The organism is Natronolimnobius sp. AArcel1 (assembly GCF_011043775.1).
Taxonomy (GTDB): domain Archaea; phylum Halobacteriota; class Halobacteria; order Halobacteriales; family Natrialbaceae; genus Natronolimnobius.
In genome coordinates, this window is sequence record NZ_JAAKXY010000005.1 from 132,884 (window position 1) to 148,555 (window position 15,672).

A 15,672-nucleotide genomic window follows, 5' to 3' on the forward strand; every position below is an offset into this window, starting at 1 on the left:
CGTCGACCGCACTCGAGACGATGCCAGAAACCCACTTCATTATAGAGCACTACAACCGGGCTTAACAACAGTTTAAATCCCTGCAACCGGGTGTGATTGAATTCTCTCGAGAACGGCACCAAGCGCGCCTCGAGGCGCCTATTTCTCGCCGATGTAGCCGCTGCAACGGTTTATTCGCGCTATAGTAAACGGCCCCCATCGGGTTGGTGAGAGTCGAGGCACGCCCCGGTTGCGGGTGTCCTGCAACCAACACTCGCTGTCACAGGCAGTCTGTGGCGGCTACGCGACACGGGCATGTTCACTATGACAACGACACTCACCAATTCGGACACTCGAGCGGACGACGGAGAGCGCGACCAGACCGCCCGCGAATCGTCAGCCGGCGGACGAACGCTGACACACACTAGCGAGGCAATCTCGCGCGAAGCGACTGTCTGCGTCGTTGGCCTTGGCTACGTTGGCCTCCCGCTTGCAGTCGGGTTCGCACAGTCGAACTACCGCGTGATCGGCTTCGATATCGACGAGAACACCGTCGAAACCCTGCAGTCGGGTATCGATACGACGGGAGATCTCTCAAACGAGGCGGTCCGTGATGACGACATCTCGTACACGACGAATGCGGGCCAGATCGCCGAGGCCGATTACGTCATCATCACCGTCCCGACGCCAATCGACGACGACGAGCAACCGGATCTCAGCTACGTCGAACAGGCCGGACGAACCGTCGGCTCGAGAATGGACCCTGGAACGACTGTTATCCTCGAGTCGACCGTCTACCCAGGAACGACTCGAGAGGTGCTCGTACCGGCGCTCGAAGCCGCTTCCGACCTCACCGCAGGCGAGGACTTCTTCGTTGGCTACTCGCCAGAACGAGCAACCCCGGGCGACCCTGAGCACGGCCTCTCAGACGTTATCAAGGTCGTCAGCGGCCAGAACGAGAAAGTGCTCGAGGATGTGGCGACGCTGTATGAGTCAGTTGTCGACGCGGGCGTCCATCGTGCGCCCTCGATCGAGGTCGCTGAAGCCTGTAAGGTCGTAGAGAACGCCCAGCGCGACGTGAACATTGCGTTCGTCAACGAACTCTCGATGGCGCTCGAGCGACTCGATGTTGACTCGCACGCGGTGCTCGAGGCAGCAGGGACGAAGTGGAACTTCCACGACTACCGACCGGGACTGGTCGGTGGCCACTGCATCCCCGTCGACCCGTACTTCCTGGCCCATCGGTCGGCTCGCGAAGGGTTCGAACCCGACCTCCTTACTACCGGTCGGGCGGTCAACGAGTCAGTCCCTGAGCACATTGCAGAGCTGACGATCAAAGCACTCAACGACTGCTACAAGACACTTCGAGACAGTCGCGTACTGGTTCTCGGGCTGGCCTACAAGCCGGGCGTCGGCGATATCCGAAGCTCGAAAGTCGCGGCCGTTGTCGACGAACTGGCTGAGTACGGCGTCGACGTCGAGGGCTTCGATCCGTTCGCAGACAACGAGGCAGTAGAAGCGGCGTTCTCCCTCGAGGCACAGGAGACGCTGTCGTTCGATGGCGTCGACGCGGTCTTGCTGGCGACACCCCACGCTGAGTTCGAACAGCTCGATCTCGAGGCCGTCGCGTCCGAACTCGCGGATCGACCGGCACTAGTCGACGTAACCGGCGCACTCGAGGAAGAGGCTGCAACGACGGCCGGCTTCGTCTATCGGAGGTTGTGAACCGATGCGCATCGTCGTCACGATTCAACACCCCGGCCACGTCCACTTCTTTCGCCATCCGATCACGGAGTTAGAAGCACGCGGCCACGAGGTCTTCGTCTTCGCCCGGGAGAACGACGTGGCAATCGACCTCCTCGAGGCCTACGACATCGATCACGAGGTGCTGGCCGGCGAGTCGGGCTCGCTGGTCTCGCTGGCGGCGGTGCAAGCCACCTACGAGACGCGTCTTCTGGCTCGTGCCCGTCGAATCGATCCGGACGTGATTACGGCAATCGGCGGCGTCGCCGCCGCCCACGTCTCCTCGCTGTTGCGGGCCAAGAGCCTCGTCTTCTACGATACTGAGCACGCGACGCTCATTACGACACTTGGCTATCCGTTTGCCGACGTGATCTGCACCCCCGAGTGCTACCGTGAGGACATTGGCACAAAGCAGGTGACGTATCCAGGCTACCACGAACTCGCCTATCTCCACCCTGAGCGGTTCGATCCGGAGCCATCGATCCGTGAGTCAGTCGGCCTCGAGCCCGACGCGTCGTTCGCCGTTGTTCGACTCAGCAGTTGGGAGGCCTCGCACGACGTTGGCCACGGCGGATTCAACGATCCAAGTGACCTCATCAATCGACTCGAGGAAGTCGGACTCGAGGTGTTGCTTTCCGTCGAAGGCGAGCCACCGGCCGAACTCGAGGCGTACCAGTTCTCGACGGCACCCGACCGAATGCACGACCTGCTTGCTGAGGCCGACGTAGTGTTGAGCGAAGGAGCGACGACGGCGGCAGAGGCTGCCGTTCTCGGTACGCCAGCAGTCTACGTAAATCCGCTCTCGCTCGGCTATACGCGAGAACTCGATGCTGAATATGGCCTCCTCTTCGAGTACAGCGGCGAGAATCGCCACGTTCGCGGCCTCGAGCGAGCCGTCTCGATTGTCGAACACCCAACTGATGAGTGGGAGCGACGACGTGAACGACTGCTCGAGGAGCGCCTCGACGTGACGGCGTTCGTTGTTCGCCAGATTGAATCACTCGCCCAGCCACAGATGGCCGCCGGAACACCAGCGACGAATCCAGGGTAGCTATGAAGGTACTGCAACTGGTTACATCGCCGAGACCGTTCTTCGAACAGCAAGTCACCGCACTCGAGGAGCGCGGTGTCGAGTGTACAGTCCTCGCCGTACCCGGATCATACGACGGTGACTCCTCGCGCTCGCCGCTCGAGTATCTGCGATACTATCCACAGATACTCAAGGCTGTTCGCACGATGGAGTTCGACCTCGTCCACGCCAATTATGGACTCGTCGTTCCGTTTGCATTCACACAGCCGACGCGGCCACTCGTCACGACCCTGTGGGGAACCGACCTAATGAGCAATCGGACGTGGCTGCGGTCGATGAGTCGATTCGGTGCACGCTATACAGACGCGACGATCGTTCCGAGTCCGGCCATGTCCGATGCGCTCGAGACGGACCATGAACTGATTCCCTTCGGTGTCGACACCGAGTTGTTCCGCCCGATTCCACAGGCTGAGGCCCGCGAACGTATCGGCTGGGAGACGGATCGCCCGATTGCGCTCTTTCCGTACGACCGCACGCGGTCGGTAAAGGACTTCCCGCGAGCGACACGGCTCGTCGACGAAGCCGAGACTGATCTCGATATTCGACCCATCTCTGGCGTCGACCACGCAACGATGCCGTACTACATGAACGCCAGCGACGTCCTGTTGCTCACCTCGCGGCGTGAAAGCGGCCCGATGGTGATCAAGGAAGCTGCGGCGTGTCAGCTCCCGGTCGTCTCGACCGACGTCGGCTTCGTTCGCGAAACGCTTGCAGACGTAGACAACTGCGTCGTCAGCGACGCAGATGCTGAGTTGATCGCCGGCCTCGAGCGAATCATTTCAGGCAGCGGCCGGACGAACGGCCGCGACGTAATCGACGACTTGAGCCTCGAGGAGATGGGCGACCAACTGCTCGAAGTGTATCAGACCGTGCTCGAACGCCGCGCTGGTGGCGAGCCGGACGAAGCGAACGAGAGACACCACCAGACCGAGGTGGACCATGGTGTATAGAAAACTGGCCGACGCTCGGCCGTTTCGGCTGGATACGGTCGCTGCACTCCTTGGGCTCACGATTGCAATCGGGTTGCTCCCGCTGCAGTTGCTTGCCTCGCAGGTGTATCTCAACACCGTCCCGATTGTTCTCGGGACGGCCTGTGGGTTGTACCTCCTCTCGCTGTACCAGGAAGATGAGGCCGGGACAGTTCCGACACTTCCCTCGAGCGTGGCGATGGCACTGCCAGGGATTGTGCTGGCGGCGACCGCGGGACTCGTGGCCATTGTCATCGTTCAGGAGACGCGGACGCCGCTGTTTTTCGCAGCAGCGAGCCTCGTCGCGACGACGATCGTCGGCCAGATTTTCTTCACCAGTGACGACGACTTCCATCCCGGCGTCCTGGTCCTTCAGATCGTCCTGTTCGCGTTCGTCTTCCGCTTTACGGCACTGTATGCGACACCCGGCTACATTGGAATCGATATCTGGACGCACGCAGAACTCACAGAGGCGATTCTACTCGAGGAGTCCCTGAGTGGCATTGCGGACGATAAACACTACGCAGCGCCGTTCTATCACCTGTTGGTCGCCGCATCCGCGCTGGTGTACGACGTGCCGATTCGACTTGCAGTCTATCTCTCCGTCGGTCTCGTGATGCCATTATCAGTCCTGCTGGTCTATGCGACGACAAACCTGCTCGTCCCAGCGCGTTGGGCAACGCTTTCGGCGGCGTGTTATGCCGTCGCCAGCCACGTCACACTGTGGGGACTCCATCCAATCCCGACCAGTCTCGGCCTCGTCTTCTTCCTCGGGATGCTGTACGCACTCATCCGCGTGATGCGCATCGAGTACACCATCCGTGATTTCTCGCTGTTGGTCCTGATGAGCGTCGCCGTTGTCCTCACACACCAGGTATCGACGTTCATCATGCTCGTCTTGCTCCTGGCCGCATTCGTCGCCCAACTTGTCTTCGTCGCCGGCCCGCTCGGGCTCACACGACTCGATACGAGCGTCTTCCGGGCGAAAAAGCCGGTCAACCTCGTCGGCCTCGTCGTCTTCAACATCGGGCTCACCATCTTCGCCTGGTCGCTGACGCCCTACCGACAGGATTCGTTCCTCGAGACCATCCTGAGTTTCTTCACCGAAACCCTCGAGGAGAGTGCCGGATTCCTCAACATCGCAAGCGGCTCGACCGCGAGCGACGAGCAAGCAGCCGAGGAGGCAGCCACCTCACCAACGCTGCTCGAGCAACTGGTCCCCTACCTCGATATCCTTGGCTTCCTGTTCTTGCTGGGAGCGACGTTTGTCGGCTGTCTGTACGTCGTCCACCGACGCCGTGCAGAGCAGTCTGTGTTCACCCTGTTGCTCGCCTCGGCGTTCATGCTCGTGTTCGTCCTCGGATTCCCGATGTTTGGCATCCATAACTTCATCCCGAATCGGTGGTTCGCGTTCCTCTTCGCACCGATGGCGATTCTAGGCGCAATCGGCCTGCGAACGCTCAGCACGAATCTGAACCCGACAGTCGTCACCGCCGTTCTGTTGGTGTTCGCGCTGGTCTTCCCGGGCGCGATGATTGTCGCTGCCGAAAGCAACATCGACAATCCGATCTTTGGCGATCAACACGAACGACTTGCCTACGACGAACCCGATCTCGCAGCAGCCAACTCGATCGCCGATCTGACGGGGTCGCCCGCCGGCAGTGAGATCCGCCCCGACCAACAACTCCATACGGACCACCCGTATCAGACGGTCATCACACGAACCGGGGCCTATCCGTCGACGACAACCGCCTCAGTTCCCGAGGATGGCGTGACAGACCACGACTACACGGTCTATCGCTCTGCCCAGTCATCCGATGGCGTCTACTTCACCGACGAATACGGCGACAGCCGTATCGATCACATCGACCAGACCCAACTGTGTCGCGCCGACCACGCAACGGTCTACACAAACGGTGACGTGACAATGTGTACGCCCTCACCCGCCTCGAGTTCGTAGAAGAATCACAGCACTTCCCGCTTCGATTCACACCTGCCGAACACTCAGTCCTCGAAGTGGGCTGGCTGTTCGGACGCAGTCTGTGAACTGTCCACCGAGACGGTACTGTCTTCGACGGAGATACTCACTTCGGGGCCGCTTTCGACCCGAACGACGTACTCTCGATAGTGAAATGTGATTTCTACCGGTGTGCTCGAGTCCCCGTCAGGCTGAGCGAGTGCATCTAGTGCCTCTGGGTCGACGACGTGAAACAGTGGTGGAGATAATTCGCTTGGTGAAACCCCTTCTTTCTGAGCGACTGCCTCGACAACCTGATACGACGGGGCATGTGAATCCATTACTTGCCACTGAGGGTGCGATTACGCATAAATATTTGCCCCAGAGTGAGCAGAATCGCAAACTGAGTCGACAATTGTGTGCAATTCGCATCTTAATAGGCATCGTAGCAGTTCGATGTATCCACAGTCGAAACTACTGCTCGCTGACGAAGATTCTCGCAGCACGAACGAAGGTTTACACAGATGGCGGGCCTGTACGAAGCTATGAGTGAAGTTGCACTCGACAATGTCGATCGCGGGATCTTATTCATGTTACAAAAAGATGCCTGAAACATCACGATCGCCGAGATTGCAGCACAGGTCGACGTTGCTGCCAGCACCGTTCGCAACCGTATCGAGAGCATGGAGGAGACAGGCATCATTGAGGGATACTTCCCGAAGATCGATTACGAGAAGGCGAACTATCCGCTGCATGTACTGTTCGTCTGTAGCGCCCCCGCTGATGAGCGCGAACAGTTGGCCGCAACTATACTGGACCAGCATGGTGTCGTTGATGTCCGCGAGATGCTCACCAGCAAGCGCAACATCTACGTTGAAGTCGTCGCCACCGACACCCAAGACTTGACTGAGATCACCAACGAGTTTACGACGACAGGATTCAGTATCGAGTCCTCTGAGATCATTACTAACCACTACACTCGGCCCTGGGCAGAGTTCGAGTTCGATGATGAGAACTAATTCAGCTGACCGATTGTCAAATCAGTTGGAGAGAAAGACGCTTTTGCAACTCAGTGCGCCAAAAGTGCGAAAATCGCAACCAATAAACTGCGTTTCCCGCAACTTTTTTGCGTACTGGAGCCGATTCGTTGGACGAGACAGATGAAGCAGTAACAGACACTCATCTGTTCCTTGGAAACTATGACCATCCATTCGCCACGCGATTCGACTATTCACCGAGAGCGTGCGACACTTGACGACCTCTTCGAGGTACTCAGCAAGCCCATTCGACGCTGTATCCTGACCATGCTTGCCGACGCGAACCCAAGAGACGAACCCTCGTTCAGTCCACGTGACTTTACTTCCACCGAGCAACGCGAAGATATCATGGCACGGCTGCACCACACTGACCTCCCGAAACTCGACGATGCGGGATTTATCGAGTGGGAACCTGATTCAAAGACGATCACGCGTGGGCCGCGCTTCGATGAAGTCGAACCGCTGATAACGCTGCTGACCGACAACCAAGATGAGCTTCCAGCAGGGTGGCCCTAAGCTGCCGCAACCGCCTGAAAATTCAGGTAATCAAAGAACTGGATTAAGAGAGTCGATTTGACGGAGCAAGACGACTAGAAGAGTTCGTCAAGTGGCCGGTCTGCACCAGCTTCAGTCTCGGTATCTTGAGGCGGCTCAATGGGGGGCGCATCAAAGAGTCGGTCACCCTGTTCTCGAGCAGCGAGCGCATCATCGATAGCGTCCGCCGTTTCGCTATCTATGTATGGAATCTCGAGGGCTCCACGAACGCTCTCCGGCAGGGCTGGTCGGGGCGCATCCTGATGCCGTTCAATTTTGGCGGTGAGATAGAGATTTTCCTGAAGGGCACGCAGAACCGGGACGTACCGCAGGTAGTGATACTCATCTAAGAGAGTGATTCCGTAGCTGGTTACTCCCCAAAACTCTCGTGGATCGTTATGTTCAGCCTCGTCGCCACGGTATGTGTACTTCGACATCACCTGCTTCTCTGCAAGTCGGTCGAGATGTTCGCGGATGGTGGAGCGGTTCTTGGGTACGAGGTACTCGAGTTCGTCAAGCGTCGCTAGGTGTGTCGGATGGCCAAGCACGGCTTGGATAATATGATAGCGGGTTTCCTGAGTGAGAAATTGGTGTGCCCGTCTCTGTTTCTCGATCGGCAAGACGTCGTCACCCCCAAAGGGATCTGTCCCGCTGCCGAGCGGGTTTTGTGGGTCCCCCGTGCTATTGCTCATACGTATTTGTTCCGTCTCAACTCATGTAACTGTTCGGGCAATAGAGGTTGGGTTTGTCGGATATTTCCAACCTGGGAATGAATCTTTAAGTCGAACACATATGTAGTCGTGAACATGAGTGATTCACGAGTACCGCGAAATTCATACGTGGTCTATCGGGCTGTCAGCCGGATTTTCGAGGGGATCAACTCTCCACCACAAGGGGACTATCACGAGGTCGTACGGTATATGAACGAAGAACTCCCGCGGTTTGAACAGGCAGATAGTAGCTACCTGGTTCTTGGAAGTTATCGCAGTGGGTACGGACGGCGCCTTCGAGAGTTTGCTAATTGTCTCAATATGCCAACAAACGCAGAAGCAATCGTCCTGGGAGATACAACGAACCTGGAGACCGAAGTCATTCCTGAGTTTGACATAAAGATTAATTTGCTCGGTGAGGCGGCAGATTATATCGCTGGTGTATATGAAAAAGAAGACGGTGGTGAGAGCCCAGAACTCGGGATCATCAGGGCGCTTTTTGTGACTAAAACCTCCATATTCCCACGCGATTATACTGGCCTGACCCACGAAAGTGTAGAGACCCGAGAAGATGTTATTCAGGCCGCTCTGGCGGTCTACTACGCTGATTTCGGTCAAACTGAGAGTGAGCAAGAAGTCGCGGAAAAGAAGAAAGCCGAACTCGCTTCACTACTGACAATAGCACAAGCGGAAGGTATTGAGATCAGCGAGCGGGAACTCACAGATATCATCAAAGAGCGCCAGAGCAGAATCGATGAGCCTCCGGCCGAATATAGCTGGGTTCATCTGAGCTTCTTTAAACGGTTTGAGTCAATGGATCAGTGCCACCCCTGGACGACAATGGCAGAACTGCGAGACCTCGCTGACGAGATGCCAGGACCAGAACGCCCACGATGGGAAACTGAATTCGACGTAGAGATGGTTCGCGACCAGTGACATCCTTTGTGCCGTTCACAGCGGGTGAGGGCGCCACTTCGAGTACTTACTCGAGTCGAGAGCGGAGTGCGTGCCAGCAGTCACTGGCGAGTGGGGCACCGTCGTATAGCCAGAGGGCACTCACGGCAAGCACAATAGTGAGTTGCACGAGAGCGGCCTCGGAGAGACCGCCGCTCACGAGTTGATTGAGATACCGAACGAAGTAGACAACGAAATGATCGAGGAAGCCGCCGTGATCGTGGGCTGGCGGCGATTCGAGCGGCCAGAGGATCACGCGTAACTCCGGGTCGCGACCCATACGCATCGGGTTGAGGACATCGGTGATAAGATGGGAGAGGTACGCCAGCGAAAACGCCCCTGTTAGGAGTCGACCGTCTGGAATGCGGTCCATCATCGCAAACACGGCAAGACAGACGACTGGAAACACAAAAATCGAATGCCCGATTGCATAGCCGGTCTCGGTGATACCGAACGTCCATGCGAGGGGCTTATCGATCAGATCGGGAAGCTGTGAGCCAACGACAACGGCTATTGTTTCTCGAGTTGTGGGCGGTCGCCGCCAGGTAACGTGGACCAGCAGCGAATACAGCACGTACGCGAAAATGAGGTGCTCCCACGGCCACATTATGTTCCCTCCATCGGAAGTTGGATTGCGCGATAGGCGTTTTCGGCCGTCGGCTCCGATGGCGGCTCATCATCGTACAGCAACAGCGTCAGTCGGAGTTCCGAGTCGGTCATCGTCGGCGTCACATCGAGCGTCTGGTGAACGGTTTCGCCATCAGCGACCGTCTCCGTCTGTCGGTCCACCTCATCCTGCTCATGGACAGTGACAGAGCTTTCGTTCCCATCGCCGTAACTCACGTCCTCGAGCAAGACGACGGTTGTGTACGTCCGTTCTTCGTGCTCGTGGTTCGTAATCGTCGTCTCGAGTTCGTGTGAGTCCTCGTCCTCGAACGTTGCCTCGTACATTGTCTCTTGGTCACCGTCGACGCCCTCGCTCTCGATTGCAAATTCGGTGAAGCCGTCATGCTGTGGCGGGTTAGCAACGGCAAAGCCAACGGTCCCAGCAACAAGAACCAGACCGACGACGATTGCAATGTTGTACGCTCGAGTACTGGGACGGTCATACAGCGTCGCTTGAGCCGTGAATACTGGGACCATGGACCGAACCGATGGTGTATAGCGACGAGTAGGTGTGCAACGGTATCGAGCGACGATTGAGACGAGTGCACACAGAATGGTTACACCCGCGATCCCGAACAGTACCGGTTCGAGGGTCACACCCCTAGGGGACACGGACGCAAAAAGGGTGATCGTGGGAACGATAGCAACGCTAAAAACAATTGATAAGACTATTCGTTCGATTGACTCGAGGCCGCCGCTTGCGAGTAACGGATTTCCGAGTCCGGTTTTGCCCTCATCAAACAACTGGTATGCCTCGTTTGGCTCATCTGGAAACAGCGCTGAAACGAGCGCATACCCCGGAAGGAAGCAGATGAGCGGAATCGCAAGGAGGATTCGTCCGATGCCACTGATTCCGGAAATAATGCCAAACGAAAGGCCGCCAGCGATGACGATCACCAGTGTGAGGTCGAAAAACCACCAGTTGGTGTTGCTCATATACGTGCTACGAGGAGTGGTGGGTGGTTTATTATCGGCCCAGTAAGCCCCAGTGAGTGGGGGTCGTCGGACGGCCGTCTGACGCCATCATATACTATTTCCGACAGAGATTATTTTGACGTTCTCAGCGGCCGCTCTGGACGGTTCCAGAAAGTGCAACAGACGGAAATCGTGGATAATCGTACAGCATAATACTAGCTCGATATAGCCAGGAAGAAACACCCCACCCCATATTCCATATTCCAAATAGAGCTGCTCAGAACAGCGTTTATGGAGTTTAAAAATGACTAGAAATCATTCACGGGGCTGTTAAAATCTGGTAAATTGAACCGTCACGAAATACACTGTTTCTATGCTTTATTACCCACCTGTGGATAGGGGAAATCGACGCGATGAGATCGACACATATCACCATGGAAGAACAGTCCAACCGGGAATCGGACACAGAAGAAACGGACGCCGGTTCGGAGCCGACGGTGTCGAAGGACGATCTGTTTCACCTGCTGCAAAACGAGCGCAGACGCATGGTCATCCGGTATCTTCGCGGGACCGAAGGGCCTGTACGCATGCGCGATGTTGCAGAACAGGTTGCAGCCTGGGAGCACGAGACGACCGTTGAGGAGCTCACGTCGAAACAGCGCCAGCGCGTCTATATTCCACTCTACCAGTCACACCTCACGAAACTTGACGAGGCGGGCGTCATCGACTATCAGAAAGATCGCGGGATCGTCGAACGAAAACCGTTCGCCGACACGGTAGATGCCTATCTCGATATCGACGTGAACGAGGACCAACCAGACGAATCAGCCACCACAGAAGAGAGCTGGGACGACTACTATATCGTCGCAACAGCTGTCTGTTATATGGTCCTATTCGGCGCCGTAATAGAACTGCCCTTCATGTCAATCCTGTCAGGGATCGGCCTCAGTGCACTGATCCTGTTCCTCTTCACTGTGCTCACGATTACCCGACTTGTTAACTAACACAGGGACTCAGCCGACTGTTCTAGACGACACTCGGAACGAACCAGACGATCGTCGTCGTCACGACCGTCACCGTAAGCGCCGTCATCAGTGAAACCGAAATCAGTGTGAGCAACGCAAACAACACGACGAGCGACACCGTTCCGAAAACAGCCGGTGAAAGCGCTGGCCCCTCGTTCCTGTCCGTCATCGACCGTTCGACAACCCCCTGTGTTTCATCGAACTCGATTTCACCTGCTGCCTCGAGTGCTGGCAGTCGTTCTTGGTGAAGGCGCTCGTGGACGCCAGCCCAGGTATCGAGTGGCGGTTGTGCGGGAGCGATCAACTGATCCGTGAGTTCATCGACGGTTGCTGGCAACTGTACATCCTCGAGGACCACACGCAATTCGTCATCGTCGTCGGGAACGAACGCGTCAACCTCGGTGGCCCCTACTGCGTGAGGGCCTTGCAGGTTATGATAAATCGGGATATCCGGACCAGGAGGGGGTTCAGAGCCTTCTGAACACTCATCGGGGGGAGTGTTCGATGAAGGGCGCAACCAAGACGGCGTCAGACGCATATTGCGCGCTACCCCCTCGTTGCATATAAGCATTTTCACGGTTTATCCGGCTCAAACCATTTCAGCCGAGCCTAGAGCGGATTTTACCGGCAAACGAGGCGTGCGCGAAACGTCTGTGAGAACTAATACGTGCATAATGCAGCCGATGACTACGGATTGATCGACTGGATGGGCTGGAGCCATCGTTGAAGTGTAGGGTCCGTCTCGGCCCACGGATCGAACCAGCCACGGAGATCGGTGATCCGAAGTTTGTGTCGGGCTGGCAGTGGATGAGCCGACTCGAGATCATCCAACAGTCGCTGGTCGAAGTCATGTGTTTCGAAGAGGTGTTCACGATTCGGCCATGGCGGTTCGAAGGAGGGGAGAAACGGTGTCTTCCGACGAACAAAGCCTTCGATTTCGTTGAGAAGTGCGACATCATGGGGGCGGTCCGGTGGCCGATGGCGAAGAATCGAATCATCGACCTGCTCGCAGGCCTCGAGGAACGTCGCCGTCGTCCGATGGGCTGGTGGCGTCCGGAGATGCCAGTCGATCAGTTCGCGATCTGTCGCCAGAAACGACGTGATGAAGTGATCCGAAAGCTGGGCGTGGAACGGAATCGATGGCTGATTGGCGATGCCACAACACGTCAGTGTGTTCTGGACATCCCCCGCCCGTGATTGACAGGCATCGAACGCATCGCCAACAGCAGCTCTAACGAACGACTCTGGCGATTCGTCAAATGCCGTTCGGTCAGCGAGTTCGAGACTTGCCGCCTGACTGTATCCAAACTTCTCGAGGAGAGTATCGATAGGGTTTGGATCAGACTCGAGTCCACCGACCGGGATGCGCTTGTCGAGGACATCGACCGTCTCTCGTGCGGTGAAGTGACCGCGGAAGAAGGTATCACAGAGCAGGCCGTGATACATGGTATCGACGCCGATATCGTCGGTATAGCCGGCGTGGTGAATGTGCAGCGACTCTTTGATCCCCTGTGAGTACCGAATCTTTGTGTCATCGGGACGAAGGTAGCGTTCGTCCGGTGGAAACGCAGTGTGGGCTGCACCGTACTGAGCAGCGAGACGCTTTGCGCCCCGTACCTCCTGTGCATCTGGTGAGCCGACCGTGTACGCGTGGTCGATTTGATCGACCTGAGAGAGGATGATCCGGGAGTCATAGCCAGCCGACAACAGAACTCCCTTTTTGCCAGGAAGTCTCGAGCGACGCCTGAGCGCACGTTCGAGCCGGGTTGCCAGTTCGTCTACGTAGTCGAACGGTTCGGGCTGATAGACGAATCGGTCGAGTGGGGTGTATCCGGACAACTCGAGTCGGCTATCGATCGGGAGTCGATGCAATCCCTCGAGCGCCGTCTTTTCTCCGAGGATGACGCCAAGATGCAGGTACTCGAGCACGCCGGTTCGATCTGGTGTTGGGTCCGGTACCGTCTGACCAACGGCTGCAGCGTCAGTACCGAACACTCGAGTCCCGGGATCGTCGGTGTAGAAACACTCTCGCGAGCGAACCGGGTCGGTTGCGACGAATGCCTCAGCAACTTCCTCGTGGTCGAGGACAACGAGATACGACCCGTTGAGGTCTCGAAGAACGCCGTGGCCGCGGCGTTCGTACTGGTCAACGAGCCACTCGGCCGAGTTCACGGGATCGTCACTGTTAGATTCAGGGACGTACAGTTCGCCCCAAACGACACAACAGCACTTGTCGTCGCTGTACTGTGCGCTCCAACCAGGTGCGCCGAGGTCGTCGTCTCTGAGTCCGACCGTTAGCCGCGGGCCGGAACAGACCACATCGAACGCGTCGGTCGATCTGACGCGGTCAAACTGCTCGCGATCACCGAAGACGCCAAAGAGTTCCCTATGCATTGTCATCGTTTCAATCACTCCATGCGCTCGTCAGCGTACGAAGTCGGGGTGCCCGACTGGAGTGCTCTCACGTACGCCTCATACAGTGTATTGTAGCGTGTTACCGACGATCGCTCGAACGGAAACGGCGATCCCAAGTACCGAACTACAACGTTCCGTATCACTAGCAGTCCGTCTGCAGTACCAGCCAATAACTATGGTATCGATAAGCCTCGAGAGCAGCATAGTCGCCTGTTTCAGCGAATCGAATAGGCAGTGGCGTCGGGGCCTATCGGCTCTATAATAATGGCGTCACTGTCGGTAGCAGCGACTACTATGTCACAGCACCGTTCGACACGCCGACGACTCCTTGCACTCTCGGGCGCAGCAGGACTCACCGGTATCGCAGGCTGTGCAGACCGACTTGACTCGATTACCGGCGACAACGGCGATGTCGGAGCTGACAACGGCAACGAAAGCGAGAACGAGTCCGAAACCGGCGCCGATATCGATGATGGCGACGGACCGGCCGCGCCCGTCGACGGCGTCCCGGAACTCGAAACCGAGTACGACAGTCGCGAGCAGTACCGCCAACCTGGCCACCAACTCGACGATTTCAGTGACCTCGACCAGTGGGAAGTCGTGCAGGGATCTGGCGAGGCAGATGAAGACGTCGTCTTCGATGGCGACCAGAGCTTCCGACTCGAGTCCGACGGCGAGGAGAATATCGTTGCAGAGCGCAGTCTCGAGGGCGAAGACCTGACGGAAATGGACCTGTCGGTTGCCGTTCGAACGTCGACACCGCAGAACATCACGATCAACCTGCGACTCGTCGATCAGTTCGGAAGCGAGCGTGTGCACTCGCTGCGCGAGGTTACCTATCGCGAACCCGATATCGGCTGGTTCCGCGCAAGTCCTGGCGTTTTCGAGCAAGACGACTACGAACCCACAATGGACCATCTTGACCGTCTTGAAATTCAGGTACTGCACTCAATGGATGAGGCTGAGGTCTGGATTGACGACGTACGAACGCACGAGCGCCCCGATCAGGGGTACGTGATGCTAGTCTGGGATGACGGGTTCTCGGACTACTACGAGACTGCATCACCTCTCCACGACGAGTTCGACTTCCAGACGGTACAGGCACCGGTCCCACAGTGGACCGAGCAAGGTCGTGACGGGATTATGTCCGTCTCCGAACTCCAAGAGCGCCAGGAGGCAGGCGACCAGATCGTCGTCCACGGAACGCATGAGCCAATTCACGAGTACGACGATGAGGACGCAATCGACGCCCGACTTCGACAGGACAAACACTGGTTCATCCAGAACGACTTCGAAGGTGCGAACTACATCGTCTTCCCGCACAACAGCTTCGATAACACGAGCCTCGAGTACACCACACAGTATCACTACTGCGGCGGGTTCAACCAGGCAGGCGACGTCAACACGACGAGTGTCTACGGCTTCGATCCGCTGGTGCTTCCCCGAACAATCGGCCACGACCTCGAGATCTCGAAACGCTGTGTGGATCTCGCCGCAGAGCACAACCAGTGTACCATCCTGAACTTCCACGCCTTCGACGAAGACAACACGATGCCCGCGGACGACTACGAGGAACTCCTCGAGCACATCGACGACGCCGATGTCGAGGTTATCACGTTCGACGACCTCTGGGAGATGCGGACAGAACCACACTATTAACCGCCTCACGTTGCCGAACA

Annotated in this window: 15 protein-coding genes; 9 read left to right on the top strand and 6 right to left on the bottom strand. The window is 57.2% G+C overall.

Annotated features, from left to right (window positions below):
- The first annotated feature begins 303 nt into the window (after window positions 1-303).
- Genes G6M89_RS15765 through G6M89_RS15780 form a run of 4 tightly spaced genes read left to right on the top strand, consistent with a single transcriptional unit; the run spans window position 304 to window position 5,740 of the window.
- Complete coding sequence (locus tag G6M89_RS15765) at window positions 304-1,704, top strand: nucleotide sugar dehydrogenase (RefSeq protein ID WP_165162842.1); 1,401 nt, start codon at window positions 304-306, stop codon at window positions 1,702-1,704.
- A gap of 4 nt (window positions 1,705-1,708) precedes the next feature.
- Complete coding sequence (locus tag G6M89_RS15770) at window positions 1,709-2,773, top strand: DUF354 domain-containing protein (RefSeq protein WP_165162843.1); 1,065 nt, start codon at window positions 1,709-1,711, stop codon at window positions 2,771-2,773.
- Window positions 2,774-2,775: 2 nt separating this feature from the next.
- Entirely contained in the window at window positions 2,776-3,762 is a 987-nt protein-coding gene (locus G6M89_RS15775; protein WP_165162844.1) for a glycosyltransferase, read from the top strand.
- Window positions 3,752-5,740 carry a glycosyltransferase family 39 protein gene (locus tag G6M89_RS15780; RefSeq protein WP_165162845.1) on the top strand — a complete coding sequence of 663 codons (1,989 nt, stop codon included), beginning with the start codon at window positions 3,752-3,754 and terminating at the stop codon, window positions 5,738-5,740. Before G6M89_RS15775 ends, G6M89_RS15780 begins: the two co-directional genes overlap by 11 nt.
- Window positions 5,741-5,784: 44 nt before the next feature.
- Here G6M89_RS15780 and G6M89_RS15785 read toward each other — a convergent pair whose 3' ends face one another.
- Window positions 5,785-6,078 (bottom strand): HalOD1 output domain-containing protein, encoded by a 294-nt coding sequence (locus tag G6M89_RS15785; protein ID WP_165162846.1) that lies wholly within the window; start codon window positions 6,076-6,078, stop codon window positions 5,785-5,787.
- Window positions 6,079-6,357: 279 nt separating this feature from the next.
- Between G6M89_RS15785 and G6M89_RS15790 the strand changes: the two genes are divergently transcribed.
- Both G6M89_RS15790 and G6M89_RS15795 read left to right on the top strand, forming a co-directional pair.
- A complete protein-coding gene (locus tag G6M89_RS15790) occupies window positions 6,358-6,756 on the top strand; it encodes an Lrp/AsnC family transcriptional regulator (RefSeq protein ID WP_343162660.1) in 399 nt (132 codons plus the stop codon).
- 180 nt (window positions 6,757-6,936) lie between these two features.
- Window positions 6,937-7,290: a transcriptional regulator gene (locus tag G6M89_RS15795; RefSeq protein WP_165162847.1), complete on the top strand. Its 354-nt coding sequence runs from the start codon at window positions 6,937-6,939 to the stop codon at window positions 7,288-7,290.
- A gap of 74 nt (window positions 7,291-7,364) precedes the next feature.
- On the opposite strand, the gene G6M89_RS15800 is transcribed toward G6M89_RS15795, so the two are convergent.
- Window positions 7,365-8,000, bottom strand: a complete 636-nt coding sequence (locus G6M89_RS15800) for a hypothetical protein (RefSeq protein ID WP_206335588.1) — start codon at window positions 7,998-8,000, stop codon at window positions 7,365-7,367.
- Window positions 8,001-8,228: 228 nt separating this feature from the next.
- Between G6M89_RS15800 and G6M89_RS15805 the strand changes: the two genes are divergently transcribed.
- Window positions 8,229-8,954: a hypothetical protein gene (locus tag G6M89_RS15805; protein WP_241175381.1), complete on the top strand. Its 726-nt coding sequence runs from the start codon at window positions 8,229-8,231 to the stop codon at window positions 8,952-8,954.
- A 46-nt stretch (window positions 8,955-9,000) separates the two neighbouring features.
- Here G6M89_RS15805 and G6M89_RS15810 read toward each other — a convergent pair whose 3' ends face one another.
- Complete coding sequence (locus tag G6M89_RS15810; RefSeq protein WP_165162849.1) at window positions 9,001-9,579, bottom strand: metal-dependent hydrolase; 579 nt, start codon at window positions 9,577-9,579, stop codon at window positions 9,001-9,003.
- Window positions 9,579-10,574 carry a DUF1616 domain-containing protein gene (locus G6M89_RS15815; RefSeq protein ID WP_165162850.1) on the bottom strand — a complete coding sequence of 332 codons (996 nt, stop codon included), beginning with the start codon at window positions 10,572-10,574 and terminating at the stop codon, window positions 9,579-9,581. The genes G6M89_RS15810 and G6M89_RS15815 overlap by 1 nt, the downstream gene beginning before the upstream one ends.
- A gap of 392 nt (window positions 10,575-10,966) precedes the next feature.
- Between G6M89_RS15815 and G6M89_RS15820 the strand changes: the two genes are divergently transcribed.
- The gene (locus tag G6M89_RS15820; protein ID WP_165162851.1) at window positions 10,967-11,557 is read left to right on the top strand and encodes a hypothetical protein; all 591 of its coding nucleotides are present in this window, start codon (window positions 10,967-10,969) and stop codon (window positions 11,555-11,557) included.
- Between the two features lie 22 nt (window positions 11,558-11,579).
- Here G6M89_RS15820 and G6M89_RS15825 read toward each other — a convergent pair whose 3' ends face one another.
- Both G6M89_RS15825 and G6M89_RS15830 read right to left on the bottom strand, forming a co-directional pair.
- On the bottom strand, window positions 11,580-12,116 hold the full coding sequence (locus tag G6M89_RS15825; protein WP_165162852.1) for a hypothetical protein: 537 nt from the start codon (window positions 12,114-12,116) through the stop codon (window positions 11,580-11,582).
- Window positions 12,117-12,265: 149 nt separating this feature from the next.
- Window positions 12,266-13,972, bottom strand: coding sequence for an asparagine synthase-related protein (locus G6M89_RS15830; protein ID WP_165163189.1), 1,707 nt, complete (start codon window positions 13,970-13,972; stop codon window positions 12,266-12,268).
- Between the two features lie 315 nt (window positions 13,973-14,287).
- Between G6M89_RS15830 and G6M89_RS15835 the strand changes: the two genes are divergently transcribed.
- A complete protein-coding gene (locus G6M89_RS15835; protein ID WP_165162853.1) occupies window positions 14,288-15,652 on the top strand; it encodes a polysaccharide deacetylase family protein in 1,365 nt (454 codons plus the stop codon).
- Window positions 15,653-15,672: the final 20 nt, after the last annotated feature.

What these genes read in the sequence shown, in the direction of transcription:
- G6M89_RS15765 (WP_165162842.1), top strand. Translation starts at nt 304, where the DNA reads ATGACAACGACACTCACCAATTCGGACACTCGAGCGGACGACGGAGAG.
- G6M89_RS15770 (WP_165162843.1), top strand. Translation starts at nt 1,709, where the DNA reads ATGCGCATCGTCGTCACGATTCAACACCCCGGCCACGTCCACTTCTTT.
- G6M89_RS15775 (WP_165162844.1), top strand. Translation starts at nt 2,776, where the DNA reads ATGAAGGTACTGCAACTGGTTACATCGCCGAGACCGTTCTTCGAACAG.
- G6M89_RS15780 (WP_165162845.1), top strand. Translation starts at nt 3,752, where the DNA reads ATGGTGTATAGAAAACTGGCCGACGCTCGGCCGTTTCGGCTGGATACG.
- G6M89_RS15785 (WP_165162846.1), bottom strand. Translation starts at nt 6,078, where the DNA reads ATGGATTCACATGCCCCGTCGTATCAGGTTGTCGAGGCAGTCGCTCAG.
- G6M89_RS15795 (WP_165162847.1), top strand. Translation starts at nt 6,937, where the DNA reads ATGACCATCCATTCGCCACGCGATTCGACTATTCACCGAGAGCGTGCG.
- G6M89_RS15800 (WP_206335588.1), bottom strand. Translation starts at nt 8,000, where the DNA reads ATGAGCAATAGCACGGGGGACCCACAAAACCCGCTCGGCAGCGGGACA.
- G6M89_RS15805 (WP_241175381.1), top strand. Translation starts at nt 8,229, where the DNA reads ATGAACGAAGAACTCCCGCGGTTTGAACAGGCAGATAGTAGCTACCTG.
- G6M89_RS15810 (WP_165162849.1), bottom strand. Translation starts at nt 9,579, where the DNA reads ATGTGGCCGTGGGAGCACCTCATTTTCGCGTACGTGCTGTATTCGCTG.
- G6M89_RS15815 (WP_165162850.1), bottom strand. Translation starts at nt 10,574, where the DNA reads ATGAGCAACACCAACTGGTGGTTTTTCGACCTCACACTGGTGATCGTC.
- G6M89_RS15820 (WP_165162851.1), top strand. Translation starts at nt 10,967, where the DNA reads ATGAGATCGACACATATCACCATGGAAGAACAGTCCAACCGGGAATCG.
- G6M89_RS15825 (WP_165162852.1), bottom strand. Translation starts at nt 12,116, where the DNA reads ATGCGTCTGACGCCGTCTTGGTTGCGCCCTTCATCGAACACTCCCCCC.
- G6M89_RS15830 (WP_165163189.1), bottom strand. Translation starts at nt 13,972, where the DNA reads ATGCATAGGGAACTCTTTGGCGTCTTCGGTGATCGCGAGCAGTTTGAC.
- G6M89_RS15835 (WP_165162853.1), top strand. Translation starts at nt 14,288, where the DNA reads ATGTCACAGCACCGTTCGACACGCCGACGACTCCTTGCACTCTCGGGC.